Raw genomic sequence first — 11,928 nt, forward strand, 5'->3', positions numbered from 1 at the left:
TCTAAGCATATATCCAATTAAATATAAAACTTCTATCACTTAATCAACAGACTGTAGCCAAATTATAAATGTAGTTCCTGGGATATGCGGTAATGTGATAATTGAGTGAATGGCCGGACTGAAAACCTCTATACTTCCCTGCATTTCTGCTATTAGCTGTTTAGCAATACTAATTCCTAAACCAGTTCCGGGTATTTCTGTTTTTGCCTGTACACCTCGATAATGTCTTTCTCCAAGATGTTCTAAATCTTCTGGAGGAATACCAGGACCTGTATCACTAATAGCAATACCTTGTAAATTTCCTTTTTGTTGCCCACATTGGACTAAGATTTTTCCACCGGGGGGAGTATATTTCAAAGCATTATCTATAATATTACTCAACACTTCTGTTAATGCTTTTTCATTCACTTTTACTAAAGGTAAATAGTGGGAAATTTCCGTAATTAATTGTAAATTTCTTTCTTGGGAAATAGCTTGAGCCGATATTAATAAAGGTGCTAATAAATCTGCTAGACAACAATCAGTTAATTGTTCTCCTGTTCCTGGCAATAATAATGCAGGTTTAACTGGCTTTTGCACATTTTCATTAATAACAACCTTTGATTCTGGTAGAGGTAGAGGTGCTAAATCTGCTGTATTTAAATCAATAACCTGATCAAATTGTTGCAATAGCTCTTGCAAGCGATCGCTCTCCCTGACTATACTGGTTGCTACTTCCCGATTAGGATCAACCGGTCGCATTCGCTTAAATAGTAACTTACCAAAGGTGCGAATAGCAGTTAAGGGGTTACGAAGCTGATGCAAAAGATTATCTAATAAGTCCCGTTGTCTCTCTTGCAAAATTTGTTCTTGCTGGAGTTGGTGTTGTAACCAAGCCCTCCGCTGGTCTATAATGCAAGCGATCGCTAAAGTTTTGGCAATGCGTTCAATTTCCCCCTCTTCCCGTTGATTCCATTCCCTATCGTCCCTCGCAGTCACCAATAAGCCCATCATTACACCCTCATAAATCAGGGGTAAAACAATTTGGTTATGACTGAGTAAGTATTCATCCTGTTCATCGTGTAAATTTTGTTTTTCTGTTGTTTCCGATTCCACCGACGGATGAGAAGATACAGAAGTCGGTTTTAACAACCTCGGTTGCTGATTTGGGAATGCTAAAACATTAGCAAGCCTTACAGAATAGCTATTCTCTGGTTCACCATATTCATTACTAGAATTTAATGCTATAGTCTCTGGATACACCATTACCGGAATTAGTCGCGCCTCACTTATAGGCTTTTCTACCAGTTCCTGTGTTAAATAAACCACCGTAAAAGATGCCCCCATTCCTTGGGTTAGCAGGGCTATTTGTTCTCGACATAGAGCAAGGAAATCAGAACTGGCAGACATTAGCATGAGTTCAGGAATCTAGGAGGAAGAAAGAATCTAGGAGTCAGGAATCACCGAGTCAGGAGTCACCGAGTCAGGAGTCACCGAGCAAGGAAGAAGAAAATTACCCAGTCCCCAGTCCCCAGTCCCCAGTCCCCAGTCCCCAGTCCCCAGTCCCCAATCAAGGCTTATAGCTATCTAGTTTAATCTGGTAATGGGCGAAGAGGTAACAAGTAATGACTGAAAAGGCAGCGATTTTTTAATTTTTAATTCTTGATTTTTAATTGTTTTTTCCCCAGTTGTATCAAAACATTAAAAACTATTGATTTTTTGAGATAGAACTTATATAATGACGACGGATTTTGTAGCCATAACTACAGTCTATAGCTTGAAACAGGAGGACAATAGGTTGGCACGGAGACGCAAGCGGAAGAGTCGTCGGAGACAGGAAGGACGGCGCATACTTGAGCATATTCCTCAGTACAGCATTGAAAGTGGCGAAGATAAACCTGTGACAGCAGCAAGAAAATTTATTCAAGCTGAAGGTATTTTGCCACCCGCGCTGCTACTAGTAAAACGTAATGAACATACAACAGACCGTTATTTCTGGGCGGAAAAAGGTCTGTTTGGCGCTCAATACGTAGAAGAGAATCATTTCTTGTTCCCTAGTCTTAGGACTTTAGAATCACCAACAGCACAAGAACCTGTTGCTGTTGCTGTTGCTGTTGCCAGTAACTAAACAACAAATGACCATCATATCTTGTAAGTGTGACTTCTGAATCTGTGAATAATTAACTGGTAATTTTGACCAGCTTATTCAAAAATTCCTTTTTTTAATTTTGTTGTTGAATTTGCCAGTAGGGTTTAAATGAATTCTCTCAAGTCATGGCATAATTAATTCCTCATCAACTAAATTTGGTTAGATGAATCAGTTTATTATCAGCTTATACACCAAGAGAATAGCGACAGAGCCAAGGTCATCCAAAAAATGAAGCATGAATTATTTATGCTCTCATTAATTTGGACTACTATCAAGCTCTGTCCACCAATTTAAATTTTTCCTCATGACATTTCAGGCATCAGGAAGATTAACAGCACAAGCAGAATTTTTCCTTCCTACTGCTGATTTACTCAAAATTTTAGTCAGAAGCCTACATGAATGTGGAGAATGCTGGTTTTTATCCCCGAAAATCAATCAAGTGTCCAGCGTCTTTAGCTGTAATGCCCTTTGTAACTCAGCAAGTTCATCTCTATGGGCAGTCACAGTAATTATACTTGAGAAGTCTTGTCCACTCAGGATATTTTCCATATTGAGTGACACCTTCTCAAGTCTTCCAGATTTTTTCCAATACAATAACCCACTTAAAGGCGAAAATAGGATTATTCCCAGAAAAAACTGCCCAAAATCGGGAAAAAGCATTGATAAAACCAACGCCAAACAACCTAAACCCACAGCAGCTAATACAGTCAAAAATATAGCTAAAAACCAGCTAGGGCTGACAAATCCCTCAAAAGTGACTTGATTTTTGGCAGAGTCTACCGCTAAAACTCGATAAGCACGAGAGCGAAAATACTCCTTTAATGAAGTCATGAATGTATTTTCGTCCTGATCCGAAGTCAAGCGCATCATTTCTGTACGGTCTTTAGTTGAAGCACGTATAAAGAAAAATAAACCAACTGATAAGAGGAAAGTTAACAGGAAAGTAGATTGCAAAACGGTAAAATCCATAACTAATTTTTAAGTCGGAAATTTTCAGTAGACTTAAACCATTATCAATTATTCTGGAAACAGGTAACAGCTAACAGACAACAAACGGAAGTTGTTTTTAACTTTTAATTTTTAATTTTTATATGTCACAAAACTCCGAAACACCATCATCTAATATCCGGGCTATCGCCCAACAATTTCGCCTAGCAGGTTGGATTAGTTTCTGGATTCAGTTGGTATTAGGTGTCATCTCTGGAATAATTGTCTTATTATTTGGCATTTTCAGTCAAAAAGCCAACAGCCCCAATAATAATCCAGGCACAGGCTTTGGTGTATTTTTAGCAATTTGTGGCATAATTCTGTTGGGCGTTGGTATTTACTTGGCTTATCGCTACACCAGAATTGGCAAAAAACTAGAATCCCCTAATGCTAGTAATCGTCCCCGCAAGGCGGAAACCGTGCAAGTATTACGTTTGGGACTATGGATAAATTTAGGCGGCATATTAGTCACCCTGTTGGGAGCGCAGGCGATTGTTGGTACATTGGTAGCTAGGTCAATATCTCCTCAAGCCGCAACTACTCAATTATTTGACCCAACTCGGATTATTAGCGGTTTGGATATGCTCATAGTCCAGGCAAATACAAATACTGTATCAGCGCATTTTGCAGGTTTATTAGCATCTTTGTGGTTAATGAATCGGATTAATAAACCATAAAAATTCGGAATTTAGGCATAATATGAATATTTGTCCTCACTATGACTTACACAATGGGCATATTTAGTGAAACCGACAACCCGCCTGGGAATGATAGCGTAGCGTGGCGTAAGCCATATTCCCAGTCTAATAGCTAAAGTTATCTAAAGATAACTAAAAAAAACAAAAGACAACCCGCCTGGGAATTAATTCCCAGTCTAATAGCTAAAGTCATCTAAAGATGACTAAAAAAACCAAAAGTTATTTAGTAAACTTTAGTTTACTTTAGTTATTAGACCGAAACTTAAGTTTCGGGCGGGTGTGGAAGCCAACAAATAAACCATCTGTAACTTACGTTGACAGCAATGAATATTGCGCTTTACACCTACAACTAATCAGCAAAAAATGCTAGATATTAAACAAATTAGAGAAAATCCCCAATTCGTACAAGACAAGTTGAACAATCGTAGTGGCAAATACGAGATTCAGCCTATCTTAGATTTGAGTCAACAACAACGGGAATTGGAAGTAAAACGCAATGAACTCCAAGCCCGGAGTAATGAAATTGGTAAACTGGTGGGACACAAGGTAAAATCTGGTGTTAATCCTCAAGATGCAGAAATTCTGGCTTTAAAGGATGAAGGAAACAGCCTCAAAATCACATTAAGCTCATTAGAACCCCAGGAAAAGGAGTTAAAAGCCCAAATTCACCAATTACTCTTAGCACTTCCTAACCTTCCCAGTGATTCTACCCCCATTGGTAAAAGTGAAGATGATAACCAAGAAGTGAAAACATGGGGAGATGAATATAAACCCGAAAATCCGAATATTATACCCCATTGGGAAATCGGCGAAAAGTTGGGAATTTTGAACTTTGAAAGAGCGGTAAAAATTGCCCAAACTCGGTTTGTAAGTTTGATAGGTGCGGGTGCAGGTTTAGAAAGAGCATTAATTCAGTTTATGCTTTCTAAACATATTGAAAATGGCTATATAGAAGTTAGTCCACCGTTATTAGTAAATACAGATTCTTTAACGGGAACTGGACAATTACCCAAGTTTGCAGAAGACAGTTTTAAATGTGCAGAGGATGATTTATGGTTAATTCCTACCGCAGAAGTTCCAGTGACTAATTTGTATCGGGGGGACATTATCAACGGGGAAGAATTACCAATTTATCATACTGCATATACGCCATGTTTTCGGCGGGAAGCGGGAAGTTATGGACGGGATATGCGGGGTTTAATTCGGTTACATCAATTCAATAAAGTAGAGTTGGTGAAGTTAGTAAAACCGGAAAATTCTTTTGAGGAATTGGAGACGTTGCTAGTCAGTGCTGAGAGTATTTTACAGGCTTTAAAATTGCCCTATCGGGTGATTAATTTATGTACTGCTGATTTAGGTTTTTCTGCAACAAAAACTTATGATTTAGAGGTATGGTTGCCTTCTGCTGGGAAGTATCGAGAGATTTCTAGTTGTTCTAATTGTGTTGATTTTCAAGCGAGAAGGGCAGATATTCGGTTTAAGGATGCTGGTAAGAAGGGGACGCAGTTTGTGCATACTTTAAATGGTTCTGGTTTGGCTGTGGGAAGGACTATGGCGGCGATTTTGGAGAATTATCAGCAAGCTGACGGGACGATTAAAGTACCGGAGGTGTTGCAGGTTTATTTGGGTAGGGAGGTTTTGTAGATATTTTACCTATCTGAAATTCTGTATAATCACTGTGAATAGTGATTATACAGATAATTTATTGTTAAAATGTTAGTTACAAATATCAGATAAAATATTGTAGGTAGGTAAATTATGGCACATAGAATTTTTCCAAGTTGGGATCAAATGGGCGAACTTCCTGATAAATTCACGGCTGGTGAGATTGCTTTGGCGAGATTCTTAGATAAGTATTTACCAGAAGAATGGAAAATCTACATTCAACCCTTTTTGAATGGTCATCGCCCAGATATTATAGTTTTTAATCCTTCTGTTGGTATTACAATAATTGAAGTAAAAGATTGGAATTTAGTGCATTATCATTTTGCACAAGATACATTATTTGTATCTGACTCTAAAGGTAGCTATCCAATTAAAAATCCTGTTTATCAAGTTGAACAATATCGAGAAAATATTATTGGACAATTGATTCCAGATATCGGAGAAAAAGTTGACAAAACTATAAATGCACTGGGGTTAATTAAAACTGGTCTATATTTTCACAATGCAACAACAGCTTCAGCTAAAGAACTATTTAAGGATTTTTCAAAAGATTATCGTCCAATTTTTGGACATGATGAACTTAAAGCCGAAAATTTATTTAAGATAATTCCAGATTCAAACAAGAATAGCAGTTTTTACTGGAAAAAAGAATGGAATAATGATATTTTGTTCTGGCTTGATCCACCTTTTCATACTCTAGAAAGAACAATTCCATTAGATTTAACATCTCAACAGAAAAATCATGCAGAACCAAAATCAGGTCATTTTCGGTTGCGTGGGGTAGCAGGTAGTGGCAAAACTCAGGTAATTGCCTTTCGTGCCGCAAAACTAGCATCTCAGGGCTTTGATGTTTTAATTGTAACTTTTAATATAACACTATGGCACTATATCAAAGACCTCATACAACGTGCGCCTTTTCAATTTGATTGGAAGAAAATTACTTTTAAACATTTTCATGGTTTTTGTTCAGATATCCTAAATGAAATTGGAGTTGATTTTCCACAAGGAGAGGGAGATGATTTTTTCAGAATAGTAATCCCCAGCTATGTTGAGGAAGCTTTGGAAAAGTCTGGAATTAATTCCAAAAGATATGATGCGATTCTCATTGATGAAGGACAAGATTTTTGTCTTGAGTGGTATAAGTTGCTTGTCCGCTTTCTTAGAGATAGGAATGAATTACTATTAGTGTGTGATAAAAAGCAGAATATATATGGTGTAGAGCTTAGTTGGATAGATGGATCTTTGAAAGGCAAAGGCACACAATTTAGAGGAGACTGGCGTAAGTTGGAAACAGTTTTTCGCTTACCAGAGAAGGTAGCTATTGCTGCTGAAAAATTCAGTCTAATGTTCAATCTAAATCAGGAATTGAAGACTGAGAGAATTGTACAGCAAAGCTTGTTTGAACGCCCACTTAATCCTCACATTGTATGGCTTAACGTTGAACCAAATCAAAGATTGAAACTGATTTGGTACGCATTCAATCAACTAAAAGAAGAAGGATACAAAGCTTCAGATATGGTTATACTGCTACCAAATCATAAAATTGGTATGGAGTGTGTTAATCATTTTGAATCAAAAAATATATATGTAAATCATGTTTTTGATACTGACAATGAGTCATCTCGCTATCATAAAAAATCATTTTGGATGGGTGATAGCAGGATAAAAATGTCCACAATTCATAGCTTCAAAGGATGGGAAATACTAAATGTAGTTCTATATATTGATGATACTTTTTGGGGTGATAATTCACAACTTGATGCCGTTATTTATACTGCGATAACTCGAACTCGTGAAAATTTAATTGTATTTAATGCTCACCCAAGATATATTGAGTTTGGTAACATATTACCGACTAAATGGAATGAACAGTAGCGAATTAACAAATTAAATTATTAGTGCGATCGCTCATTTCATAAGGTGCGTTACATTTCATTAACGCACCTTTTTTATTAATATTTAACTGTCTGAATCAGGATATCCAGGATTAAAGGATTAACAGGATTATATTTGATTTTGATATTCTGGGATACTTGAATTAGCGCAATTGCTGAAAATGTAGATAAATATTAAAAAAACATCCTGTACATCCTCAAATCCTGGATATCCTGATTCTGACAAAATGCAATTTATAAAAATATAGATAAATATTAAAAAAACATCCTGTACATCCTCAAATCCTGAGTATCCTGATTCTGACAAAATACAATTTCTGAAAATGTAGATAAATATTAAAAAAACATACTGTACATCCTGATTCAGACAATTTTTAGCTACAATTAAAGCATAAGCAACTAACATGAATTAGAGGAAATAATCATGAATACAGCTAAACTTTGCAGTGACGGTACTCATCAAATGGTGATATTACCAACAGATTTTAAAATGACAGGTACAGAAGTTTATATCAAAAAAATTGGTAATGCCATTATTCTTATTAGTAAAGATAATCCTTGGCAAACTCTAATTGATAGTTTAGATCAATTCTCTGATGATTTTATGATGACTAGAGATCAACTTCCTATTGATAAAAGAGAGGAATTTTAAATGCAATATCTTCTCGATACCAACATCTGTATTTATCTGATTAAACAAAAGCCAGAAAAAGTTATAGCTCGATTTCAAACCTTGTCAATTTCTGAAAATATAGATTAATTTTAATAAAACATCCTGTTAATCCTCAAATCCTGAGTATCCTGATTCAGACAAAAAGGATTAACAGAATACAGTATAGTAAATTTACCAAAGTAATCGCATTGGAATAATATGACCAAAACAATATACATAGAAACAAGTATTATTGGTTATTTAACAGCAAGACCTAGTAAAAATCTAATTATTCTGGAATATTTGAATTAGCACAATTTCTGAAAATGTAGATGAATATTAATAAAACATTCTGTACATCCTCAAATCCTGGACATCCTGATTCAGACAAAAAATTAAATTTCATGCTATTATTTATTATAATGTAATCTCAAAAAAAAAGATTATGATTTCAATTAATCAAGCAAAACAACAATTACAGGATTTAATTGATTCAGTCAATCAGTCTCATCAACCTATTGTTATTGCCGGAGACAATAGCAACGCAGTATTATTGTCTGAAGCAGACTGGAAATCTATCCAAGAAACTCTTTATCTTCTTTCTATTCCAGGAATACGGGAATCAATTAAAGAAGGATTAGCAACACCGATTGCAGAATGTGATGGGGAATTAGAGTGGTGAATTGGAATTTAGTTTATACTAAACAAGCTCAGAAAGATGCTAAAAAATTGGCTGCAAGTAATTTAAAAGATAAAGCACAAAGCTTACTTGATATTATTCAAATCAATCCGTTTCAAAATCCCCCACCTTATGAGAAATTAGTCGGAGATTTAGAACGTGCATATTCACGACGGATTAATATTCAACATCGGTTAGTCTATGAAGTAATTGAATCTGAAAATACGGCCAAAATTTTACGAATGTGGACTCATTATGAATAGTATGTTTTTTTATCTGATTCTCAAACATCAATTACCAGCCAAAAAACGCCGTACTCCTCCTAATACTATCATTGGTAAAGGTAAAACATTGGGTGATATTGTTAGTCCTATTGTTAACGCAGAAGAGTGGGAATGTCTCAAATAATAGTCCTTGTAAATTTGCCCCTAACTACAGAAATTCCCCATTTTTTAACTCAAAGTCTGGAAATTGGCGAAATTGCCATGATTCGCTGCTTTCGGGATTGGATTAGACAACAGATGAAAAATTGACATCAGCCGATTGAGTCTCTGCGCCGGTTCCCAAACTACAATAAGAATATATTTCCGAATATTTTGATTAATTTGCTCTATGTCAGTTTTAGCAGCGATCGCAGTTTTGGCTATTTTGATCTTAGTACATGAGTCTGGACATTTCATAGCCGCCCGTTCTCAAGGTATTTACGCTAACCGTTTCTCCTTGGGTTTTGGTCCGATTCTTTTAAAGTACCAAGGATCAGAAACGGAATACACTATCCGCGCTTTCCCCTTGGGTGGCTTTGTCGGCTTTCCCGATGATGATCCAGATAGCGAAATTCCCCCCAATGACCCCAATTTGCTGCGTAACCGCCCAGTTTTAGACCGTGCTATTGTCATTAGTGCCGGTGTAATTGCAAATTTAATCTTTGCGTATTTGATGTTGGCTTTGCAATTGGGTATCGTTGGTATACCCCAAGAATTTCAGTATCAACCCGGTGTCCTTGTCAAACCTGTCAATGAACAGTCTGTTGCTTACCAAGCAGGAATTCGAGAAGGAGATATTATTCTGGCTGTAAATGGCCAAGAAATTCCTCTAGGTAAAGACGCAACTACATTATTGACAAAGGAAATTCAAACCCATCCTAATCAAGAAATTGACCTGAAAATTCAACACGAAACCCAACAAACTAACCTAAAACTAACTCCTAAACAGGGTGCTGATGGTAAAGGTCTAGTGGGAATTGAATTGGGTCCCAATGGTAAAGCAATTTATCGCCGTCCCCAAGATATTGTGGAGATTATCAAAGTTGCAGCTAATCGTTTTCAACAGTTAGTTGTGGGGACATTCCAAGGTTTTGGGCAGTTAATTACTAATTTTGGGCAAACGGTAGGACAAGTTTCTGGACCTGTGAAAATTGTCCAAATTGGCGCACAATTAGCCGCTAGTGATAGCACAAATTTATTTTCTTTTGCGGCAATTATTAGTATTAACTTGGCAATTATTAATATTTTGCCTCTTCCCGCTTTAGATGGTGGACAATTAGCCTTTTTATTAATTGAAGGATTATTTGGTAGGCCTTTACCTAACAAAGTTCAAGAAGGTGTGATGCAAACTGGTTTGGTGTTACTTTTAGGATTAGGTATTTTCTTAATTGTGAAAGAAACAACCCAATTAGAATTTATCCAACAATTATTTCAGAAATTGTAAATCCAGTAATTGTAGGGGGTTTAGCAGTGTTCATTGGTGTCAACTTAACGCAAAATCTTCATCCCGCAAGGAACTCAAGTTCCTTGCTAATAGCGAAAGTCATCTAAAAGATGACTAAATACTAGGAAAATTTATTAGTCCGTTTTAACGGACTTGAGCTATGAGACAGGGAATTTATTCCCTGACGGGTGTGGAAGCCAAACAAATAAGCCACTTGTACTGAGCTTGTCGAAGTATCTGTAACCTAAGTTGACACCAATGAGCAGTGTTAAACCCCTACACCAAATAATAATCTTAAATTTAAAATCTCTGACGTGACTCGTAAATCATTAACTAAAAAACAACGGGCTTTAGAAATTCTTGCCCGTATTCAGTATCTTTATCCAGATGCAACTTGCTCTTTAGATTATGCAACTCCTGTACAATTATTAGTAGCAACTATTCTTTCCGCTCAATGTACAGATGAAAGAGTGAATAAAGTTACACCAGGATTATTTGGGCGATTTCCTGATGCGGAAAGTTTAGCAAATGCAGATTTAACAGAGTTAGAAGAATTGGTACGTTCGACGGGTTTTTATCGCAATAAAGCCAAGAATATTCAAGGTGCTTGTCGAATGATTGTCAATGATTTCAATGCTGTTGTTCCCAACAAAATGGAAGAGTTATTAAAGCTGCCAGGAGTAGCACGGAAAACTGCAAATGTAGTTTTAGCCCATGCTTATGGTATCAATGCTGGGGTGACAGTAGATACTCACGTCAAGCGGTTAAGTCAGCGTTTGGGGTTGACGAAAAATACCGAACCTGTAGGAATTGAAAAAGATTTAATGAAGTTATTACCCCAACCACATTGGGAGAATTGGTCAATTAGATTAATTTATCATGGTCGGGCTGTGTGTAAAGCTCGTTCTCCTGGTTGTAATCTTTGTGAATTGGCTGATTTGTGTGATATGAATTTGTCTCTCGCAGAGTCGCAGAGTCGCAGAGAGTAATATTGGGGAGTATTGGGTTGGGGTTAATTAACAGAAATTTATATTCTCATGTCCCTATAATTGTGAGTAAGGGTGTAGAATAGAGAATGCTGTCTTTCATTACATTAGGGAATTCATGGCGAAAAAGAGTATGATTGAGCGCGAGAAGAAACGCGCAAAAATGGTAGCTAAGTATGCTGACAAGCGGGAAGCACTACTAGAAGAGTTCAGAACAGCAGCATCTCCGTTGCTAAAGCTAGAAGTTCACCGCAAAATTCAACAATTACCCCGCAACAGTGCGCCTACTCGTAAGCACAACCGTTGCTGGTTAACTGGTCGTCCTAGAGGCTTCTACCGTGATTTCGGACTATCTCGGAACGTCCTCCGGGAATGGGCCCATGAAGGTTTGTTACCCGGTGTTGTTAAGTCTAGCTGGTAGTTAGTTGTCAGTGGTTAGTTGTCAGTGGTCAGTTGTTAGTTGCTAGTTGTCAGTTGTCAGTGGCTATTGGCTGTGAACCAACGACCAATGACCAATGACCAATGACCAAT

General features: G+C 36.9%; 14 protein-coding genes. 12 read left to right on the forward strand and 2 right to left on the reverse strand.

The features are described from left to right. Positions 1–39: 39 nt before the first annotated feature. On the reverse strand, positions 40–1,395 hold the full coding sequence (locus FJR08_RS07400) for a sensor histidine kinase KdpD (protein ID WP_015080138.1): 1,356 nt from the start codon (positions 1,393–1,395) through the stop codon (positions 40–42). A 382-nt stretch (positions 1,396–1,777) separates the two neighbouring features. On the opposite strand from FJR08_RS07400, the gene FJR08_RS07405 reads away from it, so the two are divergent. Further along, positions 1,778–2,107 (forward strand): DUF3155 domain-containing protein, encoded by a 330-nt coding sequence (locus FJR08_RS07405; RefSeq protein ID WP_015080139.1) that lies wholly within the window; start codon positions 1,778–1,780, stop codon positions 2,105–2,107. Positions 2,108–2,563: 456 nt separating this feature from the next. Here the strand turns inward: FJR08_RS07405 and FJR08_RS07410 are convergent, their stop codons facing one another. Next, positions 2,564–3,097: a cofactor assembly of complex C subunit B gene (locus FJR08_RS07410; protein ID WP_168632724.1), complete on the reverse strand. Its 534-nt coding sequence runs from the start codon at positions 3,095–3,097 to the stop codon at positions 2,564–2,566. A 122-nt stretch (positions 3,098–3,219) separates the two neighbouring features. On the opposite strand from FJR08_RS07410, the gene FJR08_RS07415 reads away from it, so the two are divergent. The 11 genes from FJR08_RS07415 (at position 3,220) to rpsN (ending at position 11,818) form a co-directional block, all read left to right on the forward strand. Next, the gene (locus FJR08_RS07415) at positions 3,220–3,792 is read left to right on the forward strand and encodes a DUF3611 family protein (protein ID WP_015080141.1); all 573 of its coding nucleotides are present in this window, start codon (positions 3,220–3,222) and stop codon (positions 3,790–3,792) included. Positions 3,793–4,176: 384 nt separating this feature from the next. Next, positions 4,177–5,457 (forward strand): serine--tRNA ligase, encoded by a 1,281-nt coding sequence (gene serS, locus FJR08_RS07420; protein WP_168632725.1) that lies wholly within the window; start codon positions 4,177–4,179, stop codon positions 5,455–5,457. Positions 5,458–5,571: 114 nt separating this feature from the next. Further along, a complete protein-coding gene (locus FJR08_RS07425; RefSeq protein ID WP_015080144.1) occupies positions 5,572–7,353 on the forward strand; it encodes a UvrD-helicase domain-containing protein in 1,782 nt (593 codons plus the stop codon). Positions 7,354–7,797: 444 nt separating this feature from the next. Further along, positions 7,798–8,025, forward strand: coding sequence for an antitoxin (locus tag FJR08_RS07430; RefSeq protein ID WP_168632726.1), 228 nt, complete (start codon positions 7,798–7,800; stop codon positions 8,023–8,025). A gap of 445 nt (positions 8,026–8,470) precedes the next feature. Beyond that, positions 8,471–8,707, forward strand: a complete 237-nt coding sequence (locus FJR08_RS07440) for a type II toxin-antitoxin system Phd/YefM family antitoxin (protein WP_015080148.1) — start codon at positions 8,471–8,473, stop codon at positions 8,705–8,707. Then, the gene (locus FJR08_RS07445) at positions 8,701–8,967 is read left to right on the forward strand and encodes a Txe/YoeB family addiction module toxin (RefSeq protein ID WP_371415547.1); all 267 of its coding nucleotides are present in this window, start codon (positions 8,701–8,703) and stop codon (positions 8,965–8,967) included. The genes FJR08_RS07440 and FJR08_RS07445 overlap by 7 nt, the downstream gene beginning before the upstream one ends. Beyond that, positions 8,960–9,112 carry a hypothetical protein gene (locus FJR08_RS07450; RefSeq protein WP_015080150.1) on the forward strand — a complete coding sequence of 51 codons (153 nt, stop codon included), beginning with the start codon at positions 8,960–8,962 and terminating at the stop codon, positions 9,110–9,112. Before FJR08_RS07445 ends, FJR08_RS07450 begins: the two co-directional genes overlap by 8 nt. Then, positions 9,100–9,237, forward strand: coding sequence for a hypothetical protein (locus FJR08_RS07455; protein ID WP_174782923.1), 138 nt, complete (start codon positions 9,100–9,102; stop codon positions 9,235–9,237). Before FJR08_RS07450 ends, FJR08_RS07455 begins: the two co-directional genes overlap by 13 nt. Positions 9,238–9,316: 79 nt before the next feature. Then, positions 9,317–10,411 (forward strand): RIP metalloprotease RseP, encoded by a 1,095-nt coding sequence (rseP, locus tag FJR08_RS07460; RefSeq protein ID WP_168632727.1) that lies wholly within the window; start codon positions 9,317–9,319, stop codon positions 10,409–10,411. A 314-nt stretch (positions 10,412–10,725) separates the two neighbouring features. Continuing rightward, entirely contained in the window at positions 10,726–11,400 is a 675-nt protein-coding gene (gene nth, locus FJR08_RS07465; RefSeq protein WP_323294589.1) for an endonuclease III, read from the forward strand. Positions 11,401–11,515: 115 nt separating this feature from the next. Then, complete coding sequence (gene rpsN, locus FJR08_RS07470) at positions 11,516–11,818, forward strand: 30S ribosomal protein S14 (protein ID WP_015080153.1); 303 nt, start codon at positions 11,516–11,518, stop codon at positions 11,816–11,818. Positions 11,819–11,928 lie beyond the last annotated feature (110 nt).

This window comes from Dolichospermum sp. UHCC 0260, assembly GCF_009711985.1.
GTDB classification, from domain to species: domain Bacteria; phylum Cyanobacteriota; class Cyanobacteriia; order Cyanobacteriales; family Nostocaceae; genus Dolichospermum; species Dolichospermum lemmermannii.